The 12,840-nt window shown below is 64.6% G+C and carries 12 protein-coding genes; 4 read left to right on the top strand and 8 right to left on the bottom strand.

Translation table 11 applies throughout. From position 1 onward, the window contains the following. Positions 1 to 51 precede the first annotated feature (51 nt). The 6 genes from D1604_RS07610 to D1604_RS07580 all read right to left on the bottom strand — a co-directional run bounded on the left by D1604_RS07610 (position 52) and on the right by D1604_RS07580 (position 6,859). On the bottom strand, positions 52 to 933 hold the full coding sequence (locus D1604_RS07610; protein WP_119412818.1) for a hypothetical protein: 882 nt from the start codon (positions 931 to 933) through the stop codon (positions 52 to 54). Positions 934 to 969: 36 nt separating this feature from the next. Next, positions 970 to 3,468, bottom strand: a complete 2,499-nt coding sequence (locus D1604_RS07605) for a fimbria/pilus outer membrane usher protein (RefSeq protein ID WP_119412817.1) — start codon at positions 3,466 to 3,468, stop codon at positions 970 to 972. After that, complete coding sequence (locus tag D1604_RS07600) at positions 3,465 to 4,301, bottom strand: molecular chaperone (protein WP_119412816.1); 837 nt, start codon at positions 4,299 to 4,301, stop codon at positions 3,465 to 3,467. The genes D1604_RS07605 and D1604_RS07600 overlap by 4 nt, the downstream gene beginning before the upstream one ends. Positions 4,302 to 4,423: 122 nt before the next feature. Continuing rightward, positions 4,424 to 5,071 carry a spore coat protein U domain-containing protein gene (locus D1604_RS07595; RefSeq protein WP_119412815.1) on the bottom strand — a complete coding sequence of 216 codons (648 nt, stop codon included), beginning with the start codon at positions 5,069 to 5,071 and terminating at the stop codon, positions 4,424 to 4,426. Between the two features lie 228 nt (positions 5,072 to 5,299). Further along, positions 5,300 to 5,863 carry a hypothetical protein gene (locus D1604_RS07590; protein ID WP_147399894.1) on the bottom strand — a complete coding sequence of 188 codons (564 nt, stop codon included), beginning with the start codon at positions 5,861 to 5,863 and terminating at the stop codon, positions 5,300 to 5,302. A gap of 837 nt (positions 5,864 to 6,700) precedes the next feature. Continuing rightward, a complete protein-coding gene (locus D1604_RS07580; protein WP_233551941.1) occupies positions 6,701 to 6,859 on the bottom strand; it encodes a HipA domain-containing protein in 159 nt (52 codons plus the stop codon). Between the two features lie 27 nt (positions 6,860 to 6,886). Between D1604_RS07580 and D1604_RS15610 the strand changes: the two genes are divergently transcribed. Continuing rightward, entirely contained in the window at positions 6,887 to 7,186 is a 300-nt protein-coding gene (locus tag D1604_RS15610) for a hypothetical protein (RefSeq protein WP_147399893.1), read from the top strand. Between the two features lie 216 nt (positions 7,187 to 7,402). On the opposite strand, the gene D1604_RS07575 is transcribed toward D1604_RS15610, so the two are convergent. Both D1604_RS07575 and D1604_RS07570 read right to left on the bottom strand, forming a co-directional pair. After that, positions 7,403 to 8,734, bottom strand: coding sequence for an ATP-binding protein (locus D1604_RS07575; RefSeq protein WP_035308677.1), 1,332 nt, complete (start codon positions 8,732 to 8,734; stop codon positions 7,403 to 7,405). After that, positions 8,731 to 9,384 carry a response regulator gene (locus D1604_RS07570; protein WP_035308676.1) on the bottom strand — a complete coding sequence of 218 codons (654 nt, stop codon included), beginning with the start codon at positions 9,382 to 9,384 and terminating at the stop codon, positions 8,731 to 8,733. Before D1604_RS07570 ends, D1604_RS07575 begins: the two co-directional genes overlap by 4 nt. Before the next feature lie 62 nt (positions 9,385 to 9,446). Here D1604_RS07570 and dsbD point away from each other — a divergent pair, with 62 nt between their 5' ends. Genes dsbD through D1604_RS07555 form a run of 3 tightly spaced genes read left to right on the top strand, consistent with a single transcriptional unit; the run spans position 9,447 to position 12,834 of the window. After that, complete coding sequence (gene dsbD / locus D1604_RS07565; protein ID WP_224764426.1) at positions 9,447 to 11,345, top strand: protein-disulfide reductase DsbD; 1,899 nt, start codon at positions 9,447 to 9,449, stop codon at positions 11,343 to 11,345. After that, a complete protein-coding gene (locus D1604_RS07560) occupies positions 11,342 to 12,136 on the top strand; it encodes a TlpA disulfide reductase family protein (RefSeq protein WP_035308673.1) in 795 nt (264 codons plus the stop codon). The genes dsbD and D1604_RS07560 overlap by 4 nt, the downstream gene beginning before the upstream one ends. A 23-nt stretch (positions 12,137 to 12,159) precedes the next feature. After that, positions 12,160 to 12,834 carry a DsbA family protein gene (locus D1604_RS07555; RefSeq protein WP_035308672.1) on the top strand — a complete coding sequence of 225 codons (675 nt, stop codon included), beginning with the start codon at positions 12,160 to 12,162 and terminating at the stop codon, positions 12,832 to 12,834. Positions 12,835 to 12,840 lie beyond the last annotated feature (6 nt).

The raw sequence follows: 12,840 nt of genomic DNA, 5'->3' as shown, positions 1-12,840 counted from the left end.
AAGGCCCCGCGCCGCATCGTGGGCGTTTCGCCTACGGGCGATGCCGGGAGATCAAATGGCCGCGACGGTGAAGGTCAGGACGTCGCGATATTCGCCGGCGCGCTTGCCGGCCGTCTCCCCCACCACGATGGCCAGAGGGTAGTCGTCCAGCCGAGGACGATGCGACAGCACCTCGCGACGCCCTTCTCCGCTCAGATCGACCGCTTGACCGCCAAGCGTCAGCGCATAGGGCACGAACCATCCGCCCCCCTGGGTCAGACGTCCCTGGTTCTGGGACGTCACGGAAATGCTGTAGCCGCCGGTGCTCACCACATAGAGCGTCGCTCCCAGGGGGCGTGCGCCCTGGGACAGTTCGCCGACATCTATGATCGTGAGCCCCCCCTCGCGACGAAACTCCCCCTTCAGGCCCATCAGGGCGACGCGAGGCACCTCCACGCTCAAGGTCACGGGTCGTTCCGCCTCGACCTGGCCGTCCTCGGTCTCCAGGTCGATGAAGGCGCTCTGGCTATAGCGCCCCGCGGCCAAGGTCTCCGTCGCACGGGTTCCGAAGGAGAAGCGCAGCAGGCTCCGTTCCCCCGGCGCCACCGTCAGGGCCCTGCCACCCGACCGACGAGCGCTGAGACCGGCGCGAGGCGTGACATCCACGCCCGCTCTTTCCTCGAACAGGACATAGTCCAGGCGGCCCCCGCCCTCGCCGTTCATCAGGCCGAAACTCTCGCCCCTGAGGTTGACGCGAGGGCGCACCACGCAGGTCGATTGTCCCTGATTGACCACCGCCAAATCGAAAGTCTGCAGGGCGGCGTCCTGATCCAGGGGATCAAACTCCAACCGCCACTCCTCGGCGCCGGTTTCCACGACCAACCGGCAATCCCCATCCTGGGCCTGGACCTGCCCCGCCCCGATCAGGGCGACCAGCGCGATCGCCCCCATCATCAATGATCGACCCTGAGTCATTTCGGTCCCCTCACTTCAGGCTTCGGGAATTTCAAGATCCGTACGAATGACCTGCAAGTCTAGCAGACCCTCGTTATCGGCGGGCACTTCGAATTCGAACCCGGTCGCCGGGTCGGAGAAGACTTCAACGCGATAGCGTTTGCCGGGCTCCAGATTCTGAACTGCGAACCGTCCCACCGAGTTGGTGAAGAACAGTTCCGCAGGCGCCGTCTCGTCGCCGACTTCGCGAATCCGCCCGGAAATCAAGGCCACGGGACGGTCCTCCAGACCGACCAAGCGTCCGACTGCGCTCACAAACCGGGCGCCGCCCACTTCGATGGCGTAACCGCTGCGATAAGTCGGATGAACGCGACGCACGCCTTCGCCTACATTATAGCCCACCGGCGGATTCACCACGTCGTAGCGCACCGACTGATTCACATAGGAGGTCAGGCGATTGATCACTGCGGGCCCGAAAGACCCGCTCTCGGCCGCATGTTGTCCACCTTGCAGACTGTCGCCGGCGATCACCTTGCGACCGCCCAGGGATTCATGCGGATAGACAAGGGCGAAGCTGTCCTGGATCACCCGGCCGACCCCGACCTTCCCGCCCGCCGTGGCGATCGACGTGCCGAACCGAACGCTCGTCACCTGACGGTCTGTTATGTCCGAGAAACTGTCCCCATAGGCGGCGTGGGACAGGCTGGCGTCGAAACGATTGCCCACATAGTCTACTTGGCCCGATAGCGAACCCGGCCCATCCGCATAGGTCGAGGCCACGGAATAGCCGAGCGAGCCCGCGCGTCCCGTCGACATCTGCTGGTACCGCACGGACGCATTGTTGCGGACAGAGCCGTATTCCGCCTCGGCGCGACGATCGAAACGCGGCTGCCAGATCAGGGCGAAGGTCGCGCCCACGCCGTCGCGCCCGCCGAACCGGTCGCCATAGTCTGAGAACTCCCCGCCCACGCGCACCGACCATTCCGGGTTCAGTCGATAGGTGGTGGAGATCGACAAACTATAGGAATCGTCGACGAGGTCGCTGCGCGACTTACGGTAAGAGAGGTTCACATTGCCGAACCAATCCGCCGTGAAGCGACGCGAATAGCTTCCCGTGAACACCCAGGACGTGGGGTTGGTCGACATGCCGCCGATCGTCGCATAGTCAGCCGAACTATAGTCAGCCACGAAGGTCCAGCTGCTGTACTGATCCTTCTCGTCCACAAAGGCGAAATCATAGCTGAAGGCGTAGGCGTAGCCCGTCCCTCGCGGACCGTTGCTGGCCGCCCCGTCCACAGCGAAACGCGCGCCGTTATCGAGGATGAACTGGGTCTGGCCGCTGACCGCCTGCACGTCGTCCGACAATTGCAGCCCAAAGCCGAGCGCCGGCTTGTTGAAGAAAGCCTTGCGCCAATAGCCGCTGAAAACGAGGTCTCCGTCGGAATAGTCCCGCCCACCGAACGGCGCCTGGCTGCTGACGCCCAGAAACGCTGCATATTCATAATCGCCTGGCTCGAGGTCGATCGCATCGACATAGGCGCGGTAGCTGACCTCCTGAAGTCGGCCGGACTCCCCCTGAATTTCAAGGCGAACATCGTTGCTGCCCGTGTCCAGCGGCAGTCCCGAGATGTCGTATTGCCCAGGATCCAGGCGGAATTCGCGCTGGAAGACGCCATTGCGGAGCACGCGGACCGTGGACACTTCCTGCAAAAGGAGCTGACGTCCGCCCATGATGACGTTGTTGCGGAAGGAATCGAACCGCTGACGTCGGCGGGACACGCCTACGCCGCCCAACTCGGCGAACCCCTGGCGACCGCGCGTCTCCATCGAAAGGTCGCCGAGATACCAACGGCGAAAATCCTCCGGCTGATCATAGACGAACCGAGCGTAGCGGCGATCGACCTGATAGCCCCCGTCGAAAAGATCCTCTCCTCCCTGGATATCCGCTTCAAACACCAGATTGCGATAGCGAATGGCCGTATCCAGAAAGACGCTCGGGGCCGCAGCCTCCTTTTCCGCGTGGCGATAGCTGGCCACCATATTGGCGTTCAGATAAGCGGAAAACGGTTCAGGCGCCTCGGCGGGCGCCTCCGCCCGTCCCTGCTGGTACAGACTTTCCAGCACCCTGTTCGCAGGGTCGATCTTCACCACGAGCAAGGCCAGCTGGCCCGGATCATATTCCAGCCAGATGCCGGCGCCGGAAACACCACCGGGTTCAAAGGAATCCCGGCCCTGCAGGGTCGCGCGCAACGTCGCCTGAGCTTCCGGCGTCAAGAGCGGCGCCACGATCCGCATGAAATCCGCGCTATCGACAAAGAAGCGATCGTCCTTCGTCAAGAGGACGCCGACCTCTCCGAGGATTCGTCGGTTGAACTGAAGCGGCGCCGTGATGTGGATGTCGCGGCCATAGACATTGATCCTGGGCCTGGCTTGCGGCGCCGGCTCGGCGGTCTTCCCGGACGCCTGATACGCCCAGGCCGGCCCGGATTGCGCCAGGGCGAGGACGGCCGCCAGACAGATCCGGCCGACTTTCATCGCGCGAACCGGATGCTGACGGGTTTGGCGGGATCCAGCGCCACAGGGGTGGGCAGGAAGAAGCTGCGCCTACCTCCGCCGGGCTCCACATAACCCACGCCCAGAGCCTGAGCGATTTCCGCGCTCTCGTATCGCTTATGGAACGGCTGCCCGTCCGCGCCCGCGCCTTCGACAATCCAATTCGCGCCGCTCATCAGGGCGTATCGCGTGCCCGTATTGGCGACCACCACCCTGATCCCTGTTTGATCGGGTCCGCGCTCAGGCGGGGCGGTCGGGGCGCCGTTTTCGCCGCGCGGCGCCGGCAGGAAGGTTGGTTCGATGTCCGGGTCGGCCGAGACCACGCGCACGTCGGGCGTGGATCCGGGAGGAGCTACGACCAGGAGCACCTTCATGCTGTAAAGCACGGTGACGGCTAGATTAGGTCGTTCTTCGGCTCCGGCCTCCACATCAGTCGATACGGGCAGTTGTCGAACCTGAAGATAATAGGCTCGCGATTGCGTCGGATCGCGATCTCCCACCCACTGCACGCGCACGACCTGCCGGCCGCCCACGGGCACCAGGCCCTGAGGTGGAAATACCAGAAAATCCTCGTCGTCCGGCGTTTCGACCATGGAGCCGTCATCTTGGAATTCGATCCGCGTGATCGAGGTTTCGTAGGGCATGGCCGCGCCGCCGGCGTTGCCGACTTCGATGCGGGCGACGGCGCCGGCGCCGACGGTGGAAAGTTCCGCCACCATGGGCGAGACTCGCATGGCCCAAGCCATGGGCGCGACAACACACGCGCCCAGGATGCAAACCAGCACCACGGCCCAGCCGATCCTGCGATTCAGCATTTTTCTTTCCCCCGTCCTCGCCCCTCCTCCATGAACCCGTCGAGGTTAAGAAGGTGCGCCGAAGCTGAAACAAAAGCGGGGGGAGCTTTCACTCCCCCCTCTCGCTAGAAGCCTTGAGGGACTTACAGGCTCGGCGTCAGGGTGAGCGTTAGCTCGTCCTTGTAGTCGCCAGCCAGCACGGCCTTGGCCGGAGCCGGAATATTGACATAGACCGACAGGGCCGAACGCCAGGCGCCGTGGTCCTTAAAACCTTCAGCGGCGTTGCTGTAGGCGCTGACGTGATAATCGGTTTGACCCGCGCCCACGTCGCCGATGTCGCCGGCGGTGTAATGAACGAAGGCGTCGTAGGGCAGGTTGGCCTGGAAGACGTTGCTGTCGTAGCCGGCGTCCGAATCGTTCTTCATACCGTCGACACCGTTCGTCTTGGCCAGCTTGACGGTGTTGCGCGCATTGCAGCCCGCCATATTGGTGTCGATGGTGCCGTAGTTGTTGCCGGGAGCCAGGCGGAAGGCGTTTTCCACGCCCGCGTCGCCGTCAGCCTGAATACCCAACTCGCCAAAGTTCAGGTCGTTGCTGTTGCTCAGACCCAGGACACAGTCGGCGGCGACCGAAGCCGTGATGTCGAAAGTGGCGGTGCTGGGTCCCGGCGCCGAGGTGTTGTCCGGATGACCGATGACCGTGCTCGAGCTGGTCACGGCGGTTTGAGCCGAGGCCGAGCCAGCGATCAGAGCTACGGCGGCCACGCCGGCGATAAGCGAAGCGATTTTCATTTTCAACTCTCCAGGCAGTGATGAAGGAATAAACAATCAATTAAGCCGGACACGAACTCCCGACCTGCCGCGATCGTAAACACAAACTTTACACTATTGTCTACGGCCTTATTACGTAAAACTGCTTATTTTTCACGTAATGCTGCATAGACAGGCGCAATTACATAAAAGCACGGACCTTTATGCTTAAACGTCAAGCGATATTCGAGTTTTATTACTTAGAGAGACCTAGACACGGGGAACAATCGTCATGGTCAGGGTTTCCTGGTATCGCCCCGCCAACAGGCCGGCCCCGGGAGGCGTGCGGGTCTTGAGCAGGATGTCACCCCGCCCCGCCGATATCCCTTCTCCGCTGCTGATCGATCGTACGCCGATCAATTCCATCGACGAGAAGTCCCCCTCGACCACCACCCGTTCGCCGCGTGGTTGCAAAGTCGGCACCGCCACCTTCAGATCATAGGCCAAGACGCCCGCGTACGGCCCCTCGCCCTGCGGCTGGACAGCGTGCGCTAGACCCCCGCGCTCCGATCGGAGATCGATCTGGAAAGGCAGGTTGCAATCCAGGCCGAAGGAGGTCGACATCTCCTTTCCGCCCGTTAATTCTCCGAGATCGACATCGCCTCCGCCGACGATTTCGCAACGCTCGACAATGCGCCCCTCCAGAGCTACCTCCAAGCGAGCGCCGACCTCATATCCGCGCCGGAGGTCCGGCGGCTCCGCCGCAGCGGCAGAGGCTGCGATCCCGGCCGCCGCTGCGACGCTCATGCCGACCAATCGCGCGATCGGCTTCATGGCGCCGACTATCCCTGACGCGTTCCGAAACCTGCTCATCACTTGCCTCCCCAAACCGCATTACGGCGGCGCCCCGCTGCGATGAGCGGTTCGCTGATCAGCGTTCCAAGAGGCGTGCCGTCCCATTTTGACACACATCCGCGATAAGCGCAGCGGCAAGTCCCCTTGTCCCAAAGGCTTAACGAAACGTTAACATCCGACGTTCTAAGAGCGTTGTTACCCCTTGGCAAGCTTTTGCCCCATTTCGGGACACCCGCGTTATGGTCTGGGTTATTGCGCCTTGGCCTTGCTGAGCCAGTGGGTCAGCAGGTGCTCGGTATAGCCGTTCGGCTGCTCCCTGCCCTTAACACCAGATCGCAGGCCGCCTGCCACGCCGGGCCGTCATAGGCGGGCGCGAGCGGGCGATAGGCAGGGTCGCCCGCATTCTGGCGATTGAGCAACGACCCAAACCGCCGCGCCATGTCTTCCCGCTCGATGGTCCGCGTCCACAACGACACTCTTCCATCAACGATCTCAGGAACTGACCACTACCTGTTTTTAGCCAGGGGGACGAGCAGCCTTTCGATCTCGGCGGCGAGGTCTTCGCGATCGGCAGGTGTGCACGTTCCGCGCGCCAGACCTCATGGAAACGATCTACGGCCGCTGTCGCCGCATCGCGAGCCAGGGCTGCCGGGAGTCCGGCGCGAGCCGCCATATAGCTGAGCTCGTCCACGGTAAATTCGTTCATCCGCTTCGTTCGAGCGAATTTCAAAGCCATGTTCTCATTAGGGATGCAGACGGTCGTCGACGGGAAGTCGTAGCCAGGGGACAGCTCGGGTGTTCGGCCGTCGCGATAGATCAGCGACCAGTTTTTAGGTGCATGTCGGCGTTGCCGATCAGAGTGTTGAACACCAGCCGCCGGATGAACTCGCGCACCCCGGCTTCGCCGGTTTCCAGCCAGAGGACTTTCTCCAGATAGCGGTAGGATTCCCTGTCGTACTTCTCGCCCGGATACACGCCGAAGACCTGGGCGAAGTCCTCGATATGGATGCGACCGCCGTCTTCCCGGCGATCAAACGCCGGGTAATCGAGAAATCAGCGGGAAAAGAACGAACCCTGAACCTGCCCCCACAAGGGTGTTTGAGCCATTTCGAGCAACTAGGGCTCCAGTTCGATGTCCCAGTAGAGGATATTCGATGCCGCGAACTCTCGTTCTATCCTATTGATAAAGCTGATTTTTCTAAGACCTTAGGAAATCTCAGCGACGATTGGTCACCATATGGTCACCAGAAGAGGGGAAGAGCCAGCAATCTGGATCAATACCCACTTCCTGAAATCCCATAGCAGAAACCCGGTCGGAAATCTCCCGACCAGCGGCCGCTGAGCCGCCGAAAGCCCTAGCCCAACTTAGTGAGCCAGCAGTGGGGTGCGTGCGGGCTATCCTCGCTGTGCGACCAGCAGCCGTTTGCATCAGCAGACGCTGGAGGTGAGAACATCTAATGTCCGCCTCCGATCCGCGATCGGCCCCGAGCTCACCCTTTCGGCGTGCCGAGATCGTTGTTAGTCGGTCAGCGTGCTAGGCTTATGCATCGACCCCGAAGCCTCAATAGCAACTATCACCTCGACACGGAGACCGCCTCCTGGTGAGCGCAAGAACTGCACCTGTCCCCCATGGGCCTTCACTGTGGCGAGGACGATAGAGAGGCCCAGACCGCTCCCTCCGGAAGGTGCATTGGCCGCACGGAAGAAGCGCCTACCCAGCCGATGCAGATCCGAGAAGGCCACGCCCGGGCCGTCGTCCTCGACGATTAAACGCCCGGAAGTCGGGTCGTAACTGATCACGACTGAGGATGCCGCATGCGCCTGCGCGTTGGCGAGGAGATTGGCAGCCGCTGCCTCGAAGCGATCTGGATCCACGTTAAGCAGCGCGTCACCTTCAACGATCGACACCCGATCATCGCCTTCCGCTCCTGCAAACAGCGACCGAAGCGTCACCCAGCGGCGATCTTCGTCGCTAACCGGCATCTCGTCCTCGCGCGCCAAGACGAGAAGACCTGTGACGAGGCGGGCAGTGCGATCGACAGAGGTCTGGATCTGCTCCAGCGCGCGTCTTCGAACGGCCGTATCCGAAGACGACGCCGCAATCTGCGCCTGGACGCGCAGGCCTGCCAGAGGCGTACGCAACTCGTGCGCGGCGGCGGCCGTGAACTCGGCCTCGCGACGCCGCGCTGCGCCAAGGCGTGACATCAGGTCGTTCAGCGCCAGGGCGAAGGGACGGAGTTCGCGGGCGTCCGGCGATACGTCCAACGCCGTCAGATCTTCCGCATCCCGTACCGCAAGGCTGCGGGTCATTTGTCGAATAGGGGTCAGCCCCCGCCCTACCGACCACCAGATCAATACGCCAAGCACCAGCAGACCAAGGACCGCCGGACCGATCAAAGCGGTGACGACATTGCCGACCAGGTGCTCGCGAACGGCCAGATTGTCCCCGACCATGACCCTGAAACCGGCATCACGATCATGCACCGTGTAGACGCGCCAGCGCTCGCCCCGGATCGTGCGTTCTGAAAAACCGTCGCCCCCTTCCGACAACCGCTCCGCAGGCGCGCTTTGGGACCGACCAATCAGATCGCCTTCCAGCGACCAGATCTGGCAGGAGAGCTGACGGTCGTAGACATCGGCGGCCCCGCTTTCCGGAGCCTGCATCGCCGGGCGCACGCTGCCGGCCTGCATCAGGGACGAGACCATGCGGGCCGACTCCATCAGGCGCCGGTCCAGCACCCGTTGCACCTCGGCCCGGGTCTGGATCTCGACCCAGACGACCGCGCCGCCCCAGACGAGGGCGGTCACGAGCGCGAGGGTGGCGAACAGACGCAGGCGGATCGAGCTCATTGCAGGGTGTATCCTACGCCGCGGACGGTGCGGATGAAGCCGGCTCCCAACTTGGCCCGGAGATAGTGGATGTGCACTTCCACCGCGTTAGAGCCGATCTCCTCCTGCCAACCGTACAGGCGTTCTTCTAGCTGACTGCGCGAGAGGACCTGTGCAGGCCGTTCCATCAGGGCCTCCAGGATGGCGAACTCACGTCTCGAAAGGGGCAGGTCCCCCTCTTCACGCCAAGCCAGACGCGACTGGGGATCAAGGGTCACCCCGCCGTGGCGCAAGGCGGGCGCCGAGCGCCCAAGCAGGCGACGCCGCACCGCGCGCAGTCGCGCCGCCAGTTCGTCGAGATCGAAAGGCTTGCCGACATAGTCGTCCGCGCCGGCGTCCAGACCCACAATGCGGTCCCGACTGTCATCGCGCGCCGACAAGACCACCACGCCGACATCCATGTCGCGCTCGCGAACGAAACGCAGCACCGAAAGGCCGTCGCCATCAGGAAGACCCAAATCCAGCACGACCGCATCGAACGCCGAGCTTTCCAGCGCCGCGAGGGCGTCCTCGACCCGCCCGACGACTTCGACCGTCCAGCCGCAGGCGCTGAGCCCGACCTGGAGGCCGTCGGCGAGAACGGGATCATCTTCTATGGCGAGCAGTCTCATGCGGCGTGAGGTGGAAGTTGCGGCTTAAGCCTGACTTAAGCTCGTTTGCCGACGAGATGGCCATGAGGTTTTTCCGCCGACTGTTGCCCGCCGCTCTCGCGATCCTGTCCTTCACCCTTCCGGGTTCGGCATTGGGTCAGGCTCCGCTATCGCCTGACAAGGCCTTCTCCCTGACGGTGACGCGTGAGGCTGACGGCGACCTGGCCTTCGCCTGGGACATTGCGCCCGGCCATTATCTCTATCGTGACCACACCGTCGCCAGCACGCCGGGCGGGAAAGCATCGCTGCCTCTGGAGCTTGCGACCGGCGAAACCAAGGACGATCCGGGCTTTGGCGTCGTCGACGTCTGGCATGACGAGGGTCGCGCGACCCTATCGGCGCAGACCCTGACGCAGGTTGGCGGCCCGACGTCGGTCAACATCACCTACCAGGGGTGCCTCGAGGACTCGATCTGCTACCCGCCGATGACGCGGACAGTGGACGTGCCGACCCGGCCGCAGTCCGAGGTTGCCGCTCGGGAGGCCGATGCGCAGACCGCTCAGGCCGCCGCTCTGCTGGCGATCCAGGCGCCGGGCGCTGCACCCACACCCGCACTCGCGAGTGATGAGGGCGCGTTGGCGCCTCCGCCGGTCGCGCCATCGCCGGCGGTCATCCCGGACCCCAGCCCGGGCTTCGTCGATCGCTTGGCGCTGCAGGGCGGGGCCACCTGGGTCCTGCTCGCCTTCTTCGGTTTCGGCGTGCTTCTGGCCTTCACGCCCTGCGTCTTTCCCATGTACCCGATCCTGGCCGGCGTCATCGGACGCGGCGTGGACGGGCGCGGTACGCGCCGAGGCCTGATGCTCTCGGTCGCCTATGTGCTGGGCCTTTCCGTCGCCTTCGCCCTGCTGGGCGTCGCGGCCGCCTGGTCCGGACAGAACCTGCAGATGGCGCTCCAGTCGGTTTGGGCGATCGGCGCTCTGGTTGTCGTCTTCGTCGTTCTCGCCGCGTCCATGTTCGGCGGCTTCGAGTTGCAACTGCCCTCGGCCTGGACCAGCCGCCTGTCCCGCGACAGCGGTGACGGACGGCGGTCCCTGCCCTCAGCCGCAGGTCTGGGCTTCGTCTCCGCCCTCATCGTGGGCCCTTGCGTCACCGCGCCCTTGGCGGGTGCCCTGCTCTATATCGCACAGACCGGCGACGTTGGGCTGGGCGCGGCGGCCCTGTTCTTCCTGGGCCTGGGCAAGGGGGTGCCCTTGATCGTGTTCGGCACGGTCGGCGCGCGCTTCCTGCCCAAGGCTGGGCCGTGGATGGACCGGGTGAAGATGCTGTTCGGCTTCATCTTCCTGGGCATGGCCTGGTGGCTGGCCGGCCGCATCCTGCCGCCGAGCGCGACGCTGGCTTTCGGCGCGGCGCTGGCGCTCGGTCTGGCGGCGGCTCTCGGCCTGTTCCAGCCGCTGAGCCCGAATCTGAGAAACGGCGTCGCACGTGTCGCTGGCCTGGCGGCCGCGACCTGGGGCCTGTTGCTGCTGGTCGGCCTCAGTCTCGGGGCGGACGACCCGTGGCGTCCGCTTGAGCCCCTGGCGCGGCCCGCTGGAATCTCAGCCGCCGCGCCGGTCGAAACCGCAGCGGTCGTGCTGGATCAGACGGCGCTCGACCGCGCCGTCGCCGATGCCGCCGCGCGCGAACGTCCCGCCCTGGTCTATTTCACCGCCGACTGGTGCGTCAGCTGCAAGGTGATCGAGCGGACGGTGTTCGAGGACCCCGCGGTCATCGCCGGCCTTTCGAACACCGACCTCATCAAGGTCGACGTCACGCGCAGCACGCCCGAGGCGCGCGCGCTTCTTGAGCGGCACGGAGTGATCGGACCGCCGACGATGATCTTCCTGTCGCCCTCGGCGACCGAAGCGCCGGGCAGCCGACTGATCGGAGAGATGTCGGCCCAAGACGTCGCCTCCGCCCTGCAGAGCGCCGGAGCCGCCGCATGAACGCCATCACCCTGGGCCCGCTCGTCCTGTCGGGCGAGCGGTTCGCCATCATCGCCGGCGTGTTCGTCTTCATGATCGGCGTCGGGCTGTTGGCCAGCCGGGTCAGCCCGCGCTTCAACCTGTGGAGCACGGTCCTAGTCTTCGGCGGTCTGGCGGTCGCCCGCCTCGGTCACGTGGCGACGCACTGGGAGTATTTCGGGGCTGACCCGTGGCGGGCGCTCGCGGTCTGGCAGGGCGGATTCAGTTGGATCTGGGTCGCGCCGGTCGTGATCCTGGCCACCATTCTGCTGCTGCGCACGACGCGCGAACGCGCCTGGGCCATTGCGCCTGTGCTGGCCAGCGCCTTGGTTTGGACCACCGCCCATCAGTTGGCCTCGGCGACGCAGCCCATGGCGCCGCCCGCCCTGACGCTGGCCGCGATGGACGCACCGGCGATCGACCTTTCGGCGCCGATCGATCGGCCTACGGTGATCAATCTCTGGGCCACCTGGTGCCCGCCCTGCCGGCGCGAGATGCCGGCTTTGGCCCAGGCCGAAAAAGCCCATCCGAATGTGCGCTTCCTCTTCGTCAACCAGGGCGAGGGCGAAGCCGGCGTTCGGGCCTTTCTGCAGAGCCAGGGGCTGGCCCTCGACCATGTGCTGTTCGACGAGGCCATGGCGCTGCCCCGCCACTACGGTACGGCCGGCATTCCGGTGACCCTGTTCCTCCACGCCGACGGCCGTCTGGCCAAGGCCCACATGGGGGAAATCGCCCCCGAACAGATCGCGACCGAAATCGCGCGTCTGCACTGACCCCCTCGCCTCACGGAGCTTCCATGAACCGCACCTTCGCCCCTGCCTTCGCCGCCGTCCTGGCGCTCGCCGCCTGCGGCCCGGCCGACGCCGACAACGGCGCGGCGCCCGCCAGCCCTTCCGCCGCCTCCGGACAAGACATGCCGCCCATCGCCCAGGTCGGCTTCAATGACCTGCTGCGCGATCCCGCAGCGCCCTTCATCGGCGCCGAGAACGCCGATGTGACCATCATCGGCTTCGTCGATTACAACTGCCCCTACTGCAAGAAGATGCAGCCTGAGATCGACGGCCTGCTGAAGGCGGACACCAAGGTGCGCGTCCTGTACAAGGATTGGCCGATCTTCGGCGACGTCTCGGAGACCGCCGCCCGGACCGCCCTCGCCGCCGCCTATCAGGGCAAGTACGAGGCCGTCCATAACGCCTTCATGCTGTCGCCGTCGCGCATCGGCGACCAGGCGGACATCACCCGTCTGGTCCAGTCGGCCGGCGTGGACATGGCGCGCCTGAATCAGGACCTGGCCGAACACCGCGCAGACATCGACGCGGTGCTGGACCGAAATGGTCGAGAAGCGGCGGCCCTGGCCCTGCAGGGCACGCCCGCCTTTATCATCAACGGCAATCTGATCCCCGGCGGCATGCCCCAGGCGCAACTCGAAGCGGTGATCGGTCGTATCCGCTCCGGACAACCGCTGCGCTGAAGCCGA

Source organism: Brevundimonas sp. LPMIX5 (assembly GCF_003576505.1).
Lineage (GTDB): Bacteria > Pseudomonadota > Alphaproteobacteria > Caulobacterales > Caulobacteraceae > Brevundimonas > Brevundimonas naejangsanensis.
This window is presented reverse-complemented; position numbering and strand designations above follow the sequence as displayed.

Coding starts and splice junctions, on each gene's coding strand:
- D1604_RS07610 (WP_119412818.1), bottom strand. CDS start 933: ATGATGGGGGCGATCGCGCTGGTCGCCCTGATCGGGGCGGGGCAGGTC.
- D1604_RS07605 (WP_119412817.1), bottom strand. CDS start 3,468: ATGAAAGTCGGCCGGATCTGTCTGGCGGCCGTCCTCGCCCTGGCGCAA.
- D1604_RS07600 (WP_119412816.1), bottom strand. CDS start 4,301: ATGCTGAATCGCAGGATCGGCTGGGCCGTGGTGCTGGTTTGCATCCTG.
- D1604_RS07595 (WP_119412815.1), bottom strand. CDS start 5,071: ATGAAAATCGCTTCGCTTATCGCCGGCGTGGCCGCCGTAGCTCTGATC.
- D1604_RS07590 (WP_147399894.1), bottom strand. CDS start 5,863: ATGAAGCCGATCGCGCGATTGGTCGGCATGAGCGTCGCAGCGGCGGCC.
- D1604_RS15610 (WP_147399893.1), top strand. CDS start 6,887: ATGGATGCGACCGCCGTCTTCCCGGCGATCAAACGCCGGGTAATCGAG.
- D1604_RS07575 (WP_035308677.1), bottom strand. CDS start 8,734: ATGAGCTCGATCCGCCTGCGTCTGTTCGCCACCCTCGCGCTCGTGACC.
- D1604_RS07570 (WP_035308676.1), bottom strand. CDS start 9,384: ATGAGACTGCTCGCCATAGAAGATGATCCCGTTCTCGCCGACGGCCTC.
- dsbD (WP_224764426.1), top strand. CDS start 9,447: ATGAGGTTTTTCCGCCGACTGTTGCCCGCCGCTCTCGCGATCCTGTCC.
- D1604_RS07560 (WP_035308673.1), top strand. CDS start 11,342: ATGAACGCCATCACCCTGGGCCCGCTCGTCCTGTCGGGCGAGCGGTTC.
- D1604_RS07555 (WP_035308672.1), top strand. CDS start 12,160: ATGAACCGCACCTTCGCCCCTGCCTTCGCCGCCGTCCTGGCGCTCGCC.